16 protein-coding genes are annotated in these 16,880 nt (G+C 68.0%); all 16 read left to right on the top strand.

Translation table 11 applies throughout. The annotated features are described in order from the left end of the window. Positions 1–3: 3 nt before the first annotated feature. The 16 genes from LQK89_RS15750 (at position 4) to fusA (ending at position 16,879) form a co-directional block, all read left to right on the top strand. The gene (locus LQK89_RS15750) at positions 4–1,680 is read left to right on the top strand and encodes a type IV pilus twitching motility protein PilT (RefSeq protein ID WP_331000559.1); all 1,677 of its coding nucleotides are present in this window, start codon (positions 4–6) and stop codon (positions 1,678–1,680) included. Then, positions 1,680–2,912, top strand: coding sequence for a type II secretion system F family protein (locus tag LQK89_RS15745; RefSeq protein ID WP_231049648.1), 1,233 nt, complete (start codon positions 1,680–1,682; stop codon positions 2,910–2,912). Before LQK89_RS15750 ends, LQK89_RS15745 begins: the two co-directional genes overlap by 1 nt. Positions 2,913–3,110: 198 nt before the next feature. Further along, positions 3,111–3,557 (top strand): type II secretion system protein, encoded by a 447-nt coding sequence (locus LQK89_RS18135; RefSeq protein ID WP_204622126.1) that lies wholly within the window; start codon positions 3,111–3,113, stop codon positions 3,555–3,557. Between the two features lie 74 nt (positions 3,558–3,631). Then, entirely contained in the window at positions 3,632–5,029 is a 1,398-nt protein-coding gene (locus LQK89_RS15735) for a type IV pilus modification PilV family protein (RefSeq protein ID WP_231049647.1), read from the top strand. Next, entirely contained in the window at positions 5,026–5,754 is a 729-nt protein-coding gene (locus LQK89_RS15730; RefSeq protein WP_231049646.1) for a PulJ/GspJ family protein, read from the top strand. The genes LQK89_RS15735 and LQK89_RS15730 overlap by 4 nt, the downstream gene beginning before the upstream one ends. 44 nt (positions 5,755–5,798) lie before the next feature. Then, complete coding sequence (locus LQK89_RS15725) at positions 5,799–7,505, top strand: hypothetical protein (protein ID WP_231049645.1); 1,707 nt, start codon at positions 5,799–5,801, stop codon at positions 7,503–7,505. A gap of 5 nt (positions 7,506–7,510) precedes the next feature. Next, complete coding sequence (locus LQK89_RS15720; RefSeq protein ID WP_231050817.1) at positions 7,511–8,329, top strand: prepilin peptidase; 819 nt, start codon at positions 7,511–7,513, stop codon at positions 8,327–8,329. A 23-nt stretch (positions 8,330–8,352) separates the two neighbouring features. After that, positions 8,353–9,408, top strand: coding sequence for a type IV pilus assembly protein PilM (gene pilM / locus LQK89_RS15715; protein WP_231049644.1), 1,056 nt, complete (start codon positions 8,353–8,355; stop codon positions 9,406–9,408). Continuing rightward, a complete protein-coding gene (locus LQK89_RS15710; RefSeq protein WP_231049643.1) occupies positions 9,405–10,184 on the top strand; it encodes a hypothetical protein in 780 nt (259 codons plus the stop codon). The genes pilM and LQK89_RS15710 overlap by 4 nt, the downstream gene beginning before the upstream one ends. A 1-nt stretch (position 10,185) precedes the next feature. Then, positions 10,186–10,941: a hypothetical protein gene (locus LQK89_RS15705; RefSeq protein ID WP_231049642.1), complete on the top strand. Its 756-nt coding sequence runs from the start codon at positions 10,186–10,188 to the stop codon at positions 10,939–10,941. A gap of 172 nt (positions 10,942–11,113) precedes the next feature. Beyond that, positions 11,114–11,740, top strand: coding sequence for a CBU_0592 family membrane protein (locus tag LQK89_RS15700; RefSeq protein ID WP_231049641.1), 627 nt, complete (start codon positions 11,114–11,116; stop codon positions 11,738–11,740). Between the two features lie 58 nt (positions 11,741–11,798). Continuing rightward, positions 11,799–12,251: a DUF6121 family protein gene (locus tag LQK89_RS15695; RefSeq protein WP_058742330.1), complete on the top strand. Its 453-nt coding sequence runs from the start codon at positions 11,799–11,801 to the stop codon at positions 12,249–12,251. Between the two features lie 100 nt (positions 12,252–12,351). Next, positions 12,352–13,482, top strand: coding sequence for a hypothetical protein (locus tag LQK89_RS15690; protein WP_231049640.1), 1,131 nt, complete (start codon positions 12,352–12,354; stop codon positions 13,480–13,482). Between the two features lie 337 nt (positions 13,483–13,819). Further along, positions 13,820–14,188, top strand: a complete 369-nt coding sequence (rpsL, locus tag LQK89_RS15685) for a 30S ribosomal protein S12 (protein WP_058728453.1) — start codon at positions 13,820–13,822, stop codon at positions 14,186–14,188. Positions 14,189–14,193: 5 nt separating this feature from the next. After that, positions 14,194–14,664, top strand: coding sequence for a 30S ribosomal protein S7 (gene rpsG / locus LQK89_RS15680; protein WP_058742332.1), 471 nt, complete (start codon positions 14,194–14,196; stop codon positions 14,662–14,664). A 100-nt stretch (positions 14,665–14,764) separates the two neighbouring features. Further along, positions 14,765–16,879 (top strand): elongation factor G, encoded by a 2,115-nt coding sequence (fusA, locus tag LQK89_RS15675; RefSeq protein WP_058742333.1) that lies wholly within the window; start codon positions 14,765–14,767, stop codon positions 16,877–16,879. The last annotated feature ends 1 nt before the right edge of the window (position 16,880 follow it).

The following is a 16,880-nucleotide window of genomic DNA, read 5'->3' as shown; positions in this document are numbered from 1 at the left end:
ACGATGGACGAATCCGTGTACGACATCGAGGCGGGGGACGACCCCGTCGCCGGCTGGCACCCCGGGCAGCCGGGCAACGAGGTCGGCGGCCGCCGTGCCGCACGCCTCGCCGCGGCGGCGGCGGAGGCGGCCGCGTGGACCCCGACGTCCCCCGACGTCGTCGCGCCCGCTGCCCCGGTCGCCGGCGGCGCGGTGTACGACCTGTCCGCAGAGCTCCACCCGTCGGACGAGCAGCCCTGGTACGTGCCCGGGAGCACCGGCGGCGGCGCGGCCGGTGCCCCGGGGTCGAGCTCGCTCGTCGGAGGTGCCGCCGCGGTGCCGGTGGCGCAGCCGCAGGCTGCGCCGGCAACGCCGCCGGCGGCCGTTCCCGCCTCGACGGCGTCGTACGGGTACCCCGACGCGGCGACCCAGCACCTGCCGGTGGTGCCCGCGGAACCGACCACGATCCTCCCGGCCGTGCCCGTCGCGCACCAGTCGGCCGTCGGCGGCGTCGCGCACACCGAGATCGGCTTCACCCGCCACGCACGCGAGGTCGCGGACGCCGACCTCGTGACCGCGCTCGCGCAGGTGGTCTACCAGGACGCCTCCGACCTGCACGTCACCGCGGACGCGCCACCGACCGTCCGCGTCGACGGGTCCCTCCGTCCCGCCGTCCCCGGCGGACCGTGGTCCCGCAACAAGGTGATCGCTGCGCTGAAGACGCTCCTGACCCCCGAGCAGGCCGGCCAGTTCGACCACGAGCAGGAGCTCGACTTCGCGTACTCGCTGTCGCCGGAGTACCGCTTCCGTGTGAACTACTACCAGCAGCGGGGCAACTGGGGCGCGGCCTTCCGCATCATCCCCACGCAGATCAAGACGCTCAAGCAGCTCGGCATCCCCGACCACGTCGGCGCGTTCGCGAAGCTCCCGCGCGGCCTCGTGCTCGTCACCGGACCGACCGGCTCCGGCAAGTCGACGACCCTCGCGGCGCTCATCGACCTGGTCAACGAGACCCGCGCCGACCACATCGTGACGGTCGAGGACCCGATCGAGTTCATGCACGACCACAAGAAGGCGATCATCAACCAGCGCGAGGTCGGTGCCGACACGCACTCGTTCGCCGCCGCGCTGAAGCACGTCCTCCGGCAGGACCCCGACGTCATCCTGATCGGCGAGCTCCGCGACCTCGAGACCATCTCCGTCGCGCTGACCGCCGCCGAGACCGGACACCTGGTGTTCGCCACCCTGCACACGCAGAGCGCCCCCGGCACGATCGACCGCGTCATCGACGTCTTCCCGCCGCACCAGCAGGGCCAGATCCGGACGCAGCTCGCGGCGACGCTCGAGGGCGTCGTCTGCCAGACGCTCGTGCCGAAGGCCAACGGCTCCGGCCGCGTCGTCGCCACCGAGATCATGCGGACCACCCCGGCCATCGCGAACCTTGTCCGCGAGGGCAAGACCTACCAGATCACCTCGGCCATGCAGGCCGGGCGGGACAGCGGCATGCACACCATGGACCAGGACCTCGCCGAGCTCGTCAACGTCGGCACCATCACGCGCGCCGCCGCGATGGAGAAAGTGCAGGACGAGGACGGCTTCGACCGCCTGGTGCAGCGCGTGGAGTCGCCGTCCGACTCGTCCGCGGCGGCGATCGCCGCCTCGGAGATCGACTTCGGCGACAAGTTCTCGGGGGGCCACTGATGTCGCTCGCGTACGACTACCGGGGACGGGACGGCAACGGGAAGCTCGTCAAGGGACGGCTCGACGCCGCGTCCGAGGGGGCCGTGGTCCAGCGGCTCCGAGGGATGGGCGTCTCGCCGATCGCGATCACCGAGGCGAAGCCGGGCACCGGGCTGCAGACCGAGATCAAGATCCCGGGCTTCGAGCGGGGCGTGAAGCTCAAGGACCTGGCGATCATGGCCAGGCAGGCCGCCACCATGCTCTCGTCCGGGCTCTCGCTCTTGCGTGCACTGACGATCCTGGCAGAGCAGACGCAGTCGCCGAAGCTCCGCGAGATCCTGGAGCGCGTCCGAGACGACGTCGAACGCGGCGTGGCGTTCTCGGATGCAGTCGCGAAGTACCCGGTCGAGTTCCCGCCGATCATGATCAACATGATCCGAGCCGGTGAGACCGGCGGGTTCCTGGACCAGGCGATGGCGTCGATCGCGACGAACTTCGAGAAGGAACACAAGCTCAAGACGACCATCAAGTCCGCGATGACCTACCCGGTGGTGGTCCTCGTCATGTCGCTGCTGAGCGTGGTGATCATGCTCGTCTTCATCGTCCCGATCTTCCAGAAGATGTTCCAGGGGCTCGGCAGTGATCTCCCCCTCCCGACGCAGGTGCTCGTCTCGCTCTCCCAGTCAATGGCCTACGTCGGACCGGTCCTCGCGGTAGCGCTCGTTGCGTACGTCTTGTGGTGGCGAGCGAACAAGAACCGCGACGCGGTCCGGGCGTTCTTCGACCCGATCAAGCTCCGGCTGCCGGTGTTCGGACAGTTGAACAAGAAGATCGTCATCGCCCGGTTCGCTCGGAACTTCTCGAACATGATCGGCGCAGGCGTGCCGATCCTGCACGCGTTGCAGATCACAGGCCAAGTGTCCGGCAACATCGTCGTCCAACGGGCGCTCGAGCGTGTCGGCGAGTCGGTTCGGAAAGGCAGTTCCATCGCCGATCCACTCGTCGCGGAAACAATCTTCCCGGCGATGGTCTCGCAGATGGTCGCGGTCGGCGAGGACGCCGGTTCGATGGAATTGATGCTCGAAAAGATCGCGGATTTCTACGACGAAGAGGTGACGGCGACGACGGAGTCGTTGACGTCACTCATCGAGCCACTGTTGATCGCATTCCTCGGCGTTGTGGTCGGTGGGATGATCATCGCCTTGTACATGCCGATCTTCCAGATCTCCTCGGTGATCCAGCACTCCGGTTGAGGCCCGAGACGGACCCTGTCCCCGGGAGTGGGGTCATCAGCTCGTGCGCTGACCCCGATACTGGGGGCATTTCACTCGAGGAATCACCCCCGTTCTCGGGATTATGCCGTCATTGCACCCTCCTTATTGTTGTCCCCGGCGGCAGAGCATGGCCCTTCCCCCAATTCCCACCACATTTCCCGAATGGATGGAAAACCTATGTACTTCGCTCTCATGGGCAAGCTGGACGCTCGCCGCAAGGGCCTGCTCGAGCAGGATGAGAAGGGCTTCACGCTCATCGAGCTCCTGGTCGTCGTCATCATCATCGGTATCCTCGCGGCGATCGCGATCCCGGTGTACCTCGGCATCCAGTCGAGCTCGAAGGACGCGGGCGTCAAGTCCGACCTGACGAACGCGAAGACCGCGGTCATCGCCTACACGACGGACAACCCGTCGGCCACGACGGTCACGCTGGACAACACCACTCTCGGCAAGTACGGCTTCCCGTCCAACACCCAGTCGACGATCACGTTCGCGAAGCCGTTGGCCAGCGGGGCGTTCTGCCTGAAGGCCAACGCCGCGAGCGACAGCTCCAAGCAGTTCTGGGTGACGGACTCCAGCTCCGTGCAGGGCCCGACGGCAACTGCGCCCGCCGGCTGCAGCTGAAACGGCTGACGCGGGGCGGATCGACCGATGTCGATCCGCCCCGCGTCCCTGTCCCGCACGACCGAGGAGGAACCATGATCGTCATCCGACGAGCGCTCGAGCGCGTCCGCCGGTCCGACGACGGCTTGTCCCTCGTCGAGGTCGTGATAGCCCTCCTGATCTTCACCGTGATCGTGCTCGGTGCGATCGCGTCGACGGCCGTGGTGCTCAAGATGACCTCGGACAACCGCGGTCGTGTCGAGGCGGCGAACCTCGCGCAGCAGTACATCGACGTCGCGCGTGTGGACGGCCAGAAGGATCTGAGCGGCCTGGCGAACAAGACCTACCCGACCGTGACCGTGGACGGGATCGGGTACACCGTGACCCGGACCGTCTCGTGGATCACGACGAACGGGACCGACACCGGCTGCACGGTGAACGGCGTCTCGGGGAACGGGTCGCTGTTGTTCCGCCGCGTGAACATCCGTGTCTCTTGGGCGAACCAGACCGCAGCGTCGCAGGACATCGCGGCCGACACCGTGCTCGCTCCGACGAGCAAGATCAACGACCCCTCGCTGGGCACGGTGCTCATCTCGGTCACCAGCATCAACGGCGGAGGCACCGCGAACGTCACCGCGAAGCTGGCGCCGGACGCGTCCGTACCTGGCAACACTGCACAGGTGCTCGATGCGTCCACGCAGCCAGCGCCGACGAACGCGGACGGCTGCACGGTCGCCAACAAGGTCGCTCCGGGAACGTACACAGTGACGCTCAGCCCGCCGTCCGGGCAGTACCGCGACCAGGCTCAGGCGGCGAACCCGGTGAAGTCCGTGACCGTCGCAGCCGGCGACTCCGGCGGCGCTGCGTTCACGTACGATCCGGCATGGGACTTTCAGAACCAGTACAGTTCCGGCGTCGCGGCCAGCTTGCCGAACAACCTCTCGACGTCCTACGTGAGCACGCTCGGCGTGCTGCAGACCGCGTCGACGGTCAGCGATCAGTACCTCAGTCCGATCGCCTCCGGGTACGCGGTCTACGCGGGTAAGTACGCCCCGGCGGGCACGGCGGGCGGATCCTGCCTCTCGACCGACCCGACCTCGTGGCCCAAGAGTGCCGACAACCGGACAGGGAAGGCTCCTGTGCAGTCGGCCCCGCCGACCGGAGCATCGATCGCCACACCGACCGTCGCCATGGGCGCGGTCACCATCAACGTGAGTGCGGCGACGACCACCATCCGTGCCACCACGACCTCGGCGGCGAACGGCGACCCGGGCTGCAGCGCGGGCCAGACGTACACCTTCACGAGGGCCGCGACGGCGAAGGACGGCACGATGACGATCGCCCTTCCTTGGGGCACCTGGGCTGTCTCGCAGAGCTCCAACGCAATCAACTTCAATCCGGTGTCGCTCGGAACCATCGTCGGTTCATTGCTCGGGGTGCTCGTGCCCGGGACCGGCAACGTCGTCACCCTGGACCCGAGGACACCCGGATGACCGCGCCGCTTCAGCGAGTCCTCGAGCGTCTGCGTCGAGATGATCGAGGGCTGAGCCTCGCCGAGCTCCTCGTCACGATCATGGTCTTCGCGATCGTCCTCGCCGTCGTGTCGGGCACCTTCGTGTCGCTCAGCCGCGCGACGAGCTTCGCGAACTCGACCGACACGAACGTCCGCTCGGCGTCCTCCGCGATGAACGAGATGACCAGGCTCCTGCATGCAGCGATGAACAACCCGCAGCAGAACGCGGCTGATGCGCCAGCCTTCGCCGTTGCGACGAACGAGTCGATGACCTTCACCACGGCGGTGGACCTGAGCGGGGCGGCACCCATCGCGAACAACGGACCTGACCCGCGGCCGGAGCAGGTGACGCTGTCGCTGGACTCGTCCCGTCGTCTCGTGGAGACCATCGTTCCGGGCCGCCCCGTCGTCGCGGGCTCCACCTACTACGGGTTCGCCGGAGCATCGACCTCGCGGACGCTGGCGCCCGCGGTCTCGACCGCTGCAGCTGGTCAACCCGCATTGTTCGTGTACTACGACGCCTCGAACCGCGCGCTCATCCCAGACGCCACCGGAGCGCTGAACACCGGTCAGATGAAGTCGATCGTGAGTGTCGGGATCACCCTGCGATTGACGAACAGTGGATCGACCGCGGACAACAGTGTCGTTCTGAGCAACCAGGTCGGCCTCTCGAACCTCTTGACGACAGGGACGGTCGGCACGTGATCAGGCTGCGCGGAATGTTCTCCCGGGAGGATGGCGAGCGGGGCATGGCAATGGTAATCGCCCTCATCTTCGGGATGGTGATCGTCGCGCTGGTGGCGACCTCGCTCTCGATCGCGACCTCCGGCAGGGTCAAGGCGAACAACGACCAGAACTTCAACGCTGCGCTCAGTGCGGCCTACGCGGGCATCGCGGACTACCAAGCGCGACTGTCCAACGACAACAGCTACTTCCAGTACGGCAACCCGGCGTCGCCGTACAGTTCGGGGAGTTCGGTCGCGCTTCCGCCGAGCGCGAAGACCAACGCCGCGTTCGGAGTGGGGGCGACCGGCACGTGGGCGAAGGTGCCGGTCACGGCTCCGGACACTCCGACTTCCTACTACCGCTACGAAGTCAACACCGCGCAGTACGCGGCGACCGGGACCATCAAGGTCCGGTCGACCGGACGGGTCGGTAGCGCAGTGCGCTCCGTCGTCGCATCCATCCGGCAGCAGGGTTTCATGGACTTCCTCTACTTCTCGGATCTCGAGATCCAGGACCCCCAGATCTCGAACGACGACCCTGACACGTGCATCAAGTACGCGTACCAGGGCAGGCCGACCACCGGGTGCGACGAGATCGCCTTCGGCGGCGGTGACGTGATCAACGGGCCCGCCCACTCGAACGACACCATGCGCATCTGTGACGCGACGTTCAAGCAGACGCCCACTTCGGCCTACGTGCCCACAGCCGGGAAGCTGCGCTACACCGCTCGCAACTCGCTCAACACGGCCTGCTCCGGTCAGGTGTTCCCCGCTGGGGTGAACCAGCCGGCCTTCGCATCGTCCATCGGGATGCCCGCGACCAACGCGCAGCAACTCCAGGAGACCCGGTCGGACCTGCCGACGACGGTTCCCCGCCCCGGCTGTCTGTACACCGGCCCGACGGACATCGTGTTCAACGCGAACGGCACGATGACCGTGAAGTCACCGGGCACGAAGTACACGAACACCTCGGGGACAGGTGCGACCAGCGGCTCGAATCCGTCGCAGTGCGGTCAACCGGGAACCTCATCCGGGCAGTTGGGCGCGCCGAACGGCGCGACCTTCGCCGTCCCGTCGAACAACATCGTCTACGTGCAGAACGTGCCGTCCGACTCGTCGAACGTGAACACCACGTCGAGCACAGCCCTCGCGGGCGGGTGCGGGAACAACCGCGTCGGGTACCCGCTGGCAGGGGAGTCCGTGCCGAGCCTCGGGTCCGCACCGTGTGCCTACGGTGCCCGCAACGGCGATGCCTTCGTCAAGGGCGACTTCCACGGTCAGCTGACGATCGCCGCGCAGAACTACCTCTACGTGACGGGCGATCTCGACTACGTCGACTCGAGCGCCGACCTGCTCGGTCTCACGGCCACGAACGCGGTGTGGGTGTGGAACCCGTACGGCAGCACCTCGACGTGGCGGAGCGGGGCGATGCTCAACGACTACAACCGCGAGATCGACGCTGCGATCATCTCCGCCGCCCACACCTTCCAGGTGCAGAACTACGATCGCGGCGGCTCCCGTGGCATCCTCACCGTCCAGGGCGCGATCGCGCAACGCTTCCGAGGGATCGTCTCATCCGGGAGCAACGGCTACGTGAAGAACTACCAGTACGACGCACGGCTCAAGTACACGGCTCCGCCGAAGTTCCTGAGCCCGGTGACCACGAGCTACGGCATCACCACGATCGGCGAGGTCAAGGCCGCGTTCGCGACGAGCGGGGCGAACTCGTGAGCGGGATGGTGCTCGTGGCGGCGTTGAGCGGTGTGCTGGGCCTCGCGATCGGCTCGTTCCTCAACGTCGTGATCCACCGAGTTCCCGCGGGGCTGTCCGTCGTTCGCCCGCGGAGCGCCTGTCCGACCTGTCGTTCCCCCATCCGTTCTCGGGACAACGTGCCCGTCGTGTCCTGGCTCGCACTCGGCGGACGATGCCGCGATTGTCGGACGCCCATCTCGATCCGCTACCCGCTCGTCGAGACGAGCACGGGCCTGCTCTTCGCCATCGTCACGGTCTGGGTCTTCCGTGGGGTGGTAGAGGGACTGACCGCTCCGATCTCCGCGGTGCTCCAGATCGCCGCGCTCCTGTATGTGGCCGCGATCAGCGTCGCGCTCACCATGATCGACCTCGATACTCACCGCCTGCCCGACGCTGTCGTGCTGCCGTCGTACCCGATCTTGATCGTCCTCCTCGCGGTCTCGAGCGCATCCGGGGGTGACTGGGGCGCGCTCGGACGAGGGCTCATCGGTATGGTCGGACTCGCCAGCATCTACCTGCTTGCCGCGATCGTGGTCCCCGGAGGGATGGGGATGGGGGACGTCAAGCTGGCGGGCATCATCGGGCTCGTGCTGGCGTACCTCGGTTGGGGACCCCTCGCAGTGGGTTCTTTCGCCGCGTTCCAGCTCGGCGGTACCTTCGCGATCGTCCTGGTCACCCTCCGTCGGACTGATCGCAAAGGCGGCATCCCGTTCGGCCCCTGGATGGTCTCCGGAGCGTGGGTCGGTGTGTTCTTCGGCACCGGACTCTGGAACGCCTACCTCGCCCTCATCGGCCTCGCCTGAGGCCCGGAACGGAAACCAGCTTCATGGGAAAGAACATCGTCGGCCTCGACATCACCGCGCGATACATCCGTGCGGTGGAGGTGGCGGACGCCGACAAGGCTCGACCGGTCGTGGTGCGCTTCGCTGAGGTGCCGACGCCCGACGACGCGGTCTCGCGCGGAGAGGTGCTGGAACCGAACACCGTGGCCAGTGCCGTTCGCGGGCTGTGGTCCTTCGGGAAGTTCCGGTCACGCGACGTCGTCCTCGGCATGGGGAACCAGCGTGTGCTCTCCCGCGACCTGACCGTTCCGCGGGCACCGCTGTCCCAGGTCCGGGAATCGCTGCCGTTCCAGGTCCAGGACATGCTGCCCGTACCGGTGATCGATGCAATCCTCGACTTCTACCCGACGTCGGAGGGTGTCCAGGACGGCGCCCCTGTGCTCCACGGCTTGCTCGTGGCGGCCGTGAAGGACGCCGTGCTCAACAACGTCCGCGCCGTCCAGCTCGCCGGTCTCAACCCCGTCGGCGTCGATCTGATCCCGTTCGCGCTCAGCCGTGTCGTCGCGACGCGTCGCGCGGTCGTCGGGACGATCGCGGTCGTGGACCTCGGTGCGGAGACGACATCGGTCGTCATCCTCACCGACGGTGTACCCCAGTTCGTCCGCATCATCCCGACCGGCGGTGACGACGTGACGAAGACCCTGGCGGCGCGCCTCGACATCACCGTCGACGAAGCCGAGATCGTCAAACAGCACCTCGGCCTGGGCGCGTCGGCGCAGACCCCGGATGATCACCGCGCCGCTGCTGTCATCGGCGAATCGGTCCAGGAGCTCTACACGAGCCTGCGGAACACGGTGAACTACTTCGTCAACACCCACCAGGAGCACCCGGTACGAGGAATCGTCCTCGCCGGAGGCGCGGCGCAACTCAATGGTCTCGCCGCGGGTCTCCAATCGGTCATCCGGCTCCCGGTCTCGGTCGCGTCGGCCTTCGAAGGCGTCGCGACCGCCCGCTCCGTCGCGGCGTCCGACCTCGTCAGCCGGGGTTCCTCGATCGCGGTCGCCTACGGCCTCGCTGTGGGAAGGAGAGCGGCGGCATGACCAGCGCAGACGCAGCCGCGGGCGGCGCGGCACCCGTGAAGCGCCCCTTCCGCCGACGGCCGTCGGGGACAGCGTTCGGTGGTGACCGAAGTGTACGGCCCGACTCCGGGCGCAACGATCGGCGAGCGGCAGTCGCCGTCGGGTACGAGCCTCGCGTCGATCTCCTGCCGCTCGAGGTGCGCCAAGACCGGAAGCAACGCGCGGCAGTGCGGCGAGCATGGCTCGCCGTCATCCTCGTCGCGGTACTCGTGATCCTCGCGTCAGGGGCTGCCTACAGCGCATCGACCAGTGCAGCCGCGGAGATGACAGCCGTGCAGGGCCAGACGGTCGTGCTCCTCCGCCAGGAGCAGAGCTACGCCGAGGTCAAGCAGGTCCAGGCGCAGACAGCTCTCATCGAAGCCGGTCAGGAAGTCGGCGGAGCCACCGAGATCGACTGGGGCACCACCCTTTCGACAATCCAGACATCCTTGCCTGCGGGTGTCACGATCACCGGGGTGCAGATCGACAGCGCCACGCCCCTGCAGAGCTTCACACAGGCGACGGCACCGTTGCAGGGTGCGCGCGTCGCAACGGTGACGATCACCGCTGCGAGTGCTGAGCTCCCCGCGATACCTGTGTGGATCACTTCCCTGGGCCAGGTCCCGGGCTTCGTCGACGCCAACGCGAACTCGGTGACGCTCAGCACCGACGAGGCTGGCGGCTACACGACCAACCTCACGATCCATCTCGACACCGACGCCTACGACGGCAAGTACACGGGCAAGAAGGGCGAGTGACGTGTCCCGCAACCGACTCATGATGCTCCTCGCGATCACAGCAAGCGTCGTCGTCGCCCTCGCGGGCTTCTTCATCGGCGTCGCCCCCCAGCTGTCGAGCACCCACGCAAGCGAGGACCAGCGTCGATCGTCCGAGCAGGACAACGTCGCGACGCAGCAGCGCATCGGCAAGCTCGCCGAGGAGAACAAGACCCTGTCGCAGCAGCAGGCGCAACTCGCAGTGCTCCAGGGCTCGATCCCTGCCACGCTCGATCAATCGAGCTTCTACAGCGAGCTCACCGATCTGGCATCGACGAGCGGGGTGACGATCGCGTCGTTGACGACGTCCGATGCCCAGGCCTACGCGCCGCCGCAGTCCGCGGGCGCCGGAGCGCCCGCGACTCCGAGTGCATCGGCGACCCCGGGTTCCACGGCGACCCCCAGTACTCCGCAGGCTCCCGCTGCGAAGACCAACGCCTCCATCACGAGTGCGAACTTCTCCGCAGTGCCGGTCTCGGTCGGTGTCAACGGTTCGTTCGAGCAGGCGATCGCGTACATGAAGGCGGTTCAGAGCGGGAAGCGGCTGTTCCTCGTCACGTCCATCGTGTCGTCGTCGTCCTCGACGTCGGGGTCGGAGACGAAGGGTTCGACAGGACCCACGACCTGGACCCTGAGCGGCTTCATCTACGTCCTCCAGGACGCGGCAGCCACGCAGGCGCAGCAGGCCACCGCGGCACCCGCCGCGACCCCCTCCGCCACCGCCACCCCCGCCGGCTGACACCCCCTCGGAACCCACCCCGCGAAGTAGGTGCGCCACGCCACGCCGCACCCACTTCCGCGACACCCGTCGGTGTGCCTACGATGCTCCCGAAGTCGCACTCGCGACTGCTCACCCCCCTCTCGGACGGTCGCCTCTGGACGGCCGTTCCTCGTCGTGCCCGGAGTCGCGCGTGTTGGTCGAAATCGTGGAGTTCCTCGGCTGGTTCGGAGCCGTAAGCGTCCTTGCTGGTTACCTGTTGTTCTCGCTCGGGAAGATCCCCAACGGGCCGCTGTACCAGGTGTTCAACCTCGTCGGAGGACTGTCGGTGGCGATCAACGTCGCCGCCCACCACGCGATCCCGTCGACCATCGTGAACGGCATCTGGGCGGTCGTCGCGGTCGTCGTGCTGGTCCGGATGGGTCGCGCGCGCCGAGCCCGGGTGCGTGCCGGCCGGACCGCTGTCGAGCCCGCCGTCCTGCACGCGGAGCCGCCGACGACGACCGCGGTCCTGCCGGTCGTCGGACCCGCGCTCCGCGACCACGAGGTCCAGCCGCACACGCCCGCCCAGGCCGAGCCGCGCCTCCAGACCGAGTCCGCGCACACCGTGCCGATCACCGGGTCCATCCCGGTGATCACCGCGACCATCGCGCTCGCCCTCGTCGCCGCAGCGAACGAGCAGGCAGCGCAGTACCAGGCGACCCAGGAGCAGGACCAGGCGACCCAGGACGAGGCGCCTCAGGGGCAGGGCCACGCGACCCAGGATCAGGACGGAACCGCACGGGCGCCGATGCCGGCCGACCAGCCCGCCCGCGCCTGACCCGGCCCGATCGCGCAGCCGGACGCCCCAGCAGGCGGCCCGGCGGTACGATCGCCCCATGTCCCGGTGGCTGATCGCGACGATGACGTCGGTCCTCTTCATCGCGCTCGTCATCGCGGTGACGGGCTTCGAGGCCCTGCTCGCCGACGTCGAGGCGATCCCCCAACCGGACGCGACCGCGTACCTGGGCCCGGCGATGGTCCTCGGGGCCGGCGTGGTGGTCTTCGTCACGACGGCCGCCGGCATCCGCGAGGGCAACCCCGGTGTGACCGGACTCGTGGCCGCCGCATCGACGTACCTCGTGATGCTCGCGGTCGGTTCGGTCGGCTACTCCATGGTCCGCGGTGACGCGACCGAGCTCCTCGTGTTCCCGGCCGGCTCGGCGCTGAGCCCCTTCGTCGTCGGCTCGGTCGTCGTGGCGCTGCTCTGCGTCGTCGGCGGCATCGCGGCGGCGCGACACCAGGCCCGCACCGCACCCCAGCAGGCGCCGGCGGACCGCGACCACCGCTGACGGGCGAGGACCGGGTGCGCGGAGACCGCACCCCGGTCCGACGTCGTCCCCCGGCGGTAGGATCCCGGAGCACGCACGCACCAGGCACGACGGGGGACGCATGAATGAGCAGCGACAGGTGGCCGACTGGGCCGCGACACCGCACGTCGACACCATCCGGGGCACGGCCGAGCAGCCGGTCGCACCCCGACCGGTGCCGCCCAGACGGCGCCTCGGCCGCGGTCCGCTCATCAGCATCATCGCCGGCGGGGCGGCGATCGTGCTGCTGGCCGTCGCCGGGATCGTCGGCTACTCCGTCGGCACCTCCTCGCACTCGCCCGACCGTCCGGTCCGTGCCTTCCTCGACGACCTGACCGCCGGTCGTGTGGACGACGCCCTGTCGGCCGCGGGCATCGAGCACGGCAAGGACGACGTGCTCCTCACGGACGCTGCGTACGCCAAGGCCTCCGGGCGGGTGACCGGCTACCGGATCGCCGCGACCGACACGGCCGGCGACACCGCCCGCGTCCGCGCCTACCTGAAGCAGGGCGGCCGCGACGTCGCCGCGACGTTCACGCTCGACAAGACGGGCACCGACTGGGGCGTCTTCCCGGTCTGGGACCTCGAGGCGCCCCGCCTCGGACAGGTGCAGGTGGCGGTGAGCGGCCCCAGCGGCACCGCGGTCCGCGTCGCCGACCAGAAGGTCGCGACGTCGAAGGACGGCATCGCGACGCTCAAGGCCCTGCCGGGGGAGTACTCGATCGCCGTCGACGGCGGCAAGTGGTTCACCGCGGACGCCCAGCGCACGACCGTGTCGGGCTTCGGCGGTGCCGGGGGATCGGTGCCGGTCACGCTGCAGACGACCCTCACCGACGCCGGCCAGCAGGCCGCGAAGGACGCGGTCGACAAGTGGGTCGACGGCTGCATCGCCTCGACCGAGACGGCGCCGCCCGGCTGCAGCTTCTACGCCTACGGCGAGGACCCGGCCTACACGTACACGAACCAGAAGTGGACGCTCGAGTCCCGTCCGGTCGTCGCGGTCAGCGACTGGGTCTCCCGCGGCTGGCTGGTCTCGACCACCACCAACGGGCGCGCGAAGTTCACGGCGGACATCTCGAACTCCGCCGGCACCGGCACGGCCTCGGCGGGTCCGATGAACGTCAACGCGAGCGGCTACATCACGGGCTTCACCGACCAGGGGGCGACGTTCGTCTCGGCCGTCGGCAACGGCTCGTCGGACTCCGGCTCCTGACCCGGCACCCGTCCGGCGGGTGGTCGGGTCCCCGGCCTGGAGGCACGACCCACCCCCGCGGATCGGCTCGCCTCCGCCGTCGGGCGGGCAACCGACCGACCGTACCCGCTCCGGCGCGCAGGTGGTGCGCGCCACGACGCGCCCGGATTGATTTCGCCCGACCGCGCGGGTAGGCTCTCCTGGGTGTGCGCCCTCGGGCGCGCCCGAAATCCCGGGTCGGCATCGTCGGCTCGGACATCCATCCCCGCCCCCTCCGCCGTCAGGCGGCGATCGGCGTGGGATGAGGAAGCCAGCGGAACGCGCTGGCCAGAGCACGAGCGAAGAACCAGGAGAACAGTTGCCTACCATCCAGCAGCTCGTTCGCAAGGGCCGCACGCCGAAGGTCGTCAAGACCAAGGCGCCGGCACTGAAGGCGAACCCCCAGCAGCGTGGTGTCTGCACCCGCGTCTACACCACCACCCCCAAGAAGCCGAACTCGGCCCTGCGCAAGGTCGCTCGTGTCAAGCTCTCGAACGGCACCGAGGTCACGGCCTACATCCCCGGTGAGGGCCACAACCTGCAGGAGCACTCGATGGTGCTCGTCCGCGGCGGTCGTGTGAAGGACCTCCCCGGCGTGCGCTACAAGATCATCCGTGGTGCCCTGGACACCCAGGCCGTCAAGAACCGTAAGCAGGCCCGCAGCCGCTACGGCGCGAAGAAGGGTTGAGTTAGATGCCTCGCAAGGGTCCCGCCCCGAAGCGTCCCGTCGTCGCCGACCCGGTGTACGGCGCGCCGATCGTGTCGCAGCTCGTCAACAAGATCCTCCTGGACGGCAAGAAGGGCCTCGCCGAGCGCATCGTCTACGATGCACTCGAGGGCGTCACCGCCAAGAACCAGCAGGATGCCGTCGCGACGCTGAAGAAGGCGCTCGACAACGTCCGTCCGACCCTCGAGGTCCGCAGCCGCCGCGTCGGTGGCTCGACCTACCAGGTGCCGGTCGAGGTCAAGCCGCACCGCGCGAACACCCTCGCGCTCCGCTGGCTCACCTCGTACGCCAAGGCCCGTCGCGAGAAGACGATGACCGAGCGTCTCATGAACGAGATCCTCGACGCGTCGAACGGTCTCGGTGCCGCGGTCAAGCGCCGTGAGGACACGCACAAGATGGCCGAGTCGAACAAGGCCTTCGCCCACTACCGCTGGTAAGTCCGGCCGGTAGTCCCGGCACCGGGAGGGCGTCGGCGGTCAAGAACCCCGGCGCCCTTCCCGGACGCCAACCTCTCCTACAACTCTTCCGGAGGAACCTGTGGCACAGGACGTGCTCACCGACCTGAACAAGGTCCGCAACATCGGCATCATGGCGCACATCGATGCCGGCAAGACCACGACGACCGAGCGCATCCTGTTCTACACGGGCATCACGCACAAGATCGGTGAGGTCCACGACGGCGCCGCGACGATGGACTGGATGGCGCAGGAGCAGGAGCGCGGCATCACGATCACGTCGGCCGCGACGACCTGCTTCTGGGACAACAACCAGATCAACATCATCGACACCCCCGGTCACGTGGACTTCACGGTCGAGGTGGAGCGTTCGCTCCGCGTCCTCGACGGTGCCGTCGCCGTCTTCGACGGCAAGGAGGGCGTCGAGCCCCAGTCCGAGACCGTGTGGCGTCAGGCGGACAAGTACGACGTCCCCCGCATCTGCTTCGTCAACAAGATGGACAAGCTCGGCGCGGACTTCTACTTCACCGTCGACACGATCATCAACCGCCTCGGCGCTGAGCCCCTCGTGCTCCAGCTCCCGATCGGTGCCGAGAACGACTTCGTCGGCGTCGTCGACCTCATCGAGATGCACGCCAAGGTCTGGCCCGGCGATGCCAAGGGTGACGTCACCATGGGCGCCCAGTACGAGGTCCAGGAGATCCCCGCGGACCTCCAGGCCCGTGCCGAGGAGTACCGCGCGAAGCTGATCGAGCGCGTCGCCGAGACCGACGACGCCCTGCTCGAGAAGTTCTTCGGTGGCGAGGAGCTCACCAAGGCCGAGATCAAGGGCGCGATCCGCAAGCTCACGATCGCCTCCGAGGTCTACCCGGTCCTCTGTGGTTCGGCGTTCAAGAACCGCGGTGTCCAGCCGATGCTCGACGCGGTCATCGACTACCTCCCGTCCCCGCTCGACGTGCCGCCGATGATCGGCCACGACGTCAAGGACGAAGAGAAGGAGATCATCCGCAAGCCCGACGCCACCGAGCCGTTCTCGGCGCTGGCGTTCAAGGTCGCGGTGCACCCGTTCTTCGGTCGTCTGACCTACGTCCGCGTGTACTCCGGCTCGATCGAGTCCGGTGCCCAGGTCGTCAACTCGACCAAGGGCAAGAAGGAGCGCATCGGCAAGATCTTCCAGATGCACTCCAACAAGGAGAACCCGGTCGACAACGTCACCGCCGGGCACATCTACGCGGTCATCGGCCTCAAGGACACCACCACCGGTGACACCCTGTGCGACCCGACCAACCAGGTCGTCCTCGAGTCGATGACGTTCCCGGAGCCGGTCATCGAGGTCGCCATCGAGCCGAACACGAAGGCCGACCAGGAGAAGCTCTCCACGGCCATCCAGAAGCTCGCCGAAGAGGACCCGACGTTCCGCGTCGAGCTCAACGCCGAGACCGGTCAGACGACGATCAAGGGCATGGGCGAGCTCCACCTCGACATCCTCGTCGACCGCATGAAGCGCGAGTTCAAGGTCGAGGCCAGCGTCGGCAAGCCGCAGGTCGCGTACCGCGAGACCCTGACCAAGGTCGTCGAGCGCTACGACTACACGCACAAGAAGCAGACCGGTGGTTCCGGCCAGTTCGCGAAGGTGCAGATCGCCCTCGAGCCGATGGAAGTCACGGCCGAGAAGGTCTACGAGTTCGAGAACGCCGTCACCGGTGGTCGCGTCCCGCGTGAGTACATCCCCTCGGTCGACGCCGGTATCCAGGACGCCATGCAGGTCGGCATCCTGGCCGGGTACCCGACCGTCGGCGTGAAGGCCATCCTCAAGGACGGCGCGGCGCACGACGTCGACTCGTCCGAGATGGCGTTCAAGATCGCCGGTTCCATCGCCTACAAGGAGGCCGCCCGCAAGGCCGGCCCCGCCATCCTCGAGCCGATCATGGCCGTCGAGGTGCGTACTCCGGAGGAGTACATGGGCGACGTCATCGGTGACCTCAACTCCCGTCGTGGCCAGATCGCCTCGATGGAGGACGCCTCGGGCGTCAAGGTGGTCCGCGCGAGCGTTCCGCTGTCCGAGATGTTCGGCTACGTCGGGGACCTGCGGTCCAAGACCTCTGGTCGTGCGGTCTACTCGATGACCTTCGAGACCTACAGCCAGGTCCCGGCCAAGGTCGCCGAGGAGATCATCGCGAAGAACAGCGGAGAGTAAC

It is taken from the genome of Curtobacterium sp. C1 (assembly GCF_021049325.1).
Taxonomy (GTDB): Bacteria; Actinomycetota; Actinomycetes; order Actinomycetales; family Microbacteriaceae; genus Curtobacterium; species Curtobacterium citreum.
This window is presented reverse-complemented; position numbering and strand designations above follow the sequence as displayed.

What these genes read in the sequence shown, in the direction of transcription:
- LQK89_RS15710 (WP_231049643.1), top strand. Translation starts at nt 9,405, where the DNA reads ATGACCAGCGCAGACGCAGCCGCGGGCGGCGCGGCACCCGTGAAGCGC.
- LQK89_RS15735 (WP_231049647.1), top strand. Translation starts at nt 3,632, where the DNA reads ATGATCGTCATCCGACGAGCGCTCGAGCGCGTCCGCCGGTCCGACGAC.
- LQK89_RS15745 (WP_231049648.1), top strand. Translation starts at nt 1,680, where the DNA reads ATGTCGCTCGCGTACGACTACCGGGGACGGGACGGCAACGGGAAGCTC.
- rpsG (WP_058742332.1), top strand. Translation starts at nt 14,194, where the DNA reads ATGCCTCGCAAGGGTCCCGCCCCGAAGCGTCCCGTCGTCGCCGACCCG.
- LQK89_RS15730 (WP_231049646.1), top strand. Translation starts at nt 5,026, where the DNA reads ATGACCGCGCCGCTTCAGCGAGTCCTCGAGCGTCTGCGTCGAGATGAT.
- LQK89_RS15695 (WP_058742330.1), top strand. Translation starts at nt 11,799, where the DNA reads ATGTCCCGGTGGCTGATCGCGACGATGACGTCGGTCCTCTTCATCGCG.
- LQK89_RS15750 (WP_331000559.1), top strand. Translation starts at nt 4, where the DNA reads ATGGACGAATCCGTGTACGACATCGAGGCGGGGGACGACCCCGTCGCC.
- pilM (WP_231049644.1), top strand. Translation starts at nt 8,353, where the DNA reads ATGGGAAAGAACATCGTCGGCCTCGACATCACCGCGCGATACATCCGT.
- LQK89_RS15720 (WP_231050817.1), top strand. Translation starts at nt 7,511, where the DNA reads ATGGTGCTCGTGGCGGCGTTGAGCGGTGTGCTGGGCCTCGCGATCGGC.
- LQK89_RS18135 (WP_204622126.1), top strand. Translation starts at nt 3,111, where the DNA reads ATGTACTTCGCTCTCATGGGCAAGCTGGACGCTCGCCGCAAGGGCCTG.
- LQK89_RS15690 (WP_231049640.1), top strand. Translation starts at nt 12,352, where the DNA reads ATGAATGAGCAGCGACAGGTGGCCGACTGGGCCGCGACACCGCACGTC.
- LQK89_RS15725 (WP_231049645.1), top strand. Translation starts at nt 5,799, where the DNA reads ATGGCAATGGTAATCGCCCTCATCTTCGGGATGGTGATCGTCGCGCTG.